Origin of the sequence: Citrobacter sp. wls716 (assembly GCF_005280975.1) — a bacterium.
Taxonomy (GTDB): Bacteria; Pseudomonadota; Gammaproteobacteria; order Enterobacterales; family Enterobacteriaceae; genus Citrobacter; species Citrobacter youngae.
The window spans coordinates 1-227 of record NZ_SZWX01000028.1 but is presented as its reverse complement, the minus strand read 5'-3'; the positions used below and the strand labels follow the sequence as shown (position 1 = coordinate 227).

Sequence of the window (227 nt, the reverse complement as noted above, 5' to 3'; positions counted from 1 at the left end):
CCGCTGATTAAAGTTCGGGGGGTCATTGAAAAACTGACGCAGCGGCGGGTGGTGCAGCATTTCGACGTTCTGTCCTACCCGGAAGGAAGCGCCTACTACGCCCGCTATAAAAAGAAGATGGCGGCGTCGGCGGTGGTATGGGCGGCCAGCGGCTCGGGCGGGACGGCCTCGGCCCTGCTGCAGGATTATGACAGGGCACTGTGCGGAGCCTGGTATCTGACCGGGCG

1 protein-coding gene is annotated in these 227 nt (G+C 63.0%); it reads left to right on the top strand.

Translation table 11 applies throughout. The annotated features are described in order from the left end of the window. The coding region (locus tag FDX24_RS23430) for a hypothetical protein (protein WP_212732648.1) at nt 1–227 on the top strand (227 nt) is incomplete at both ends.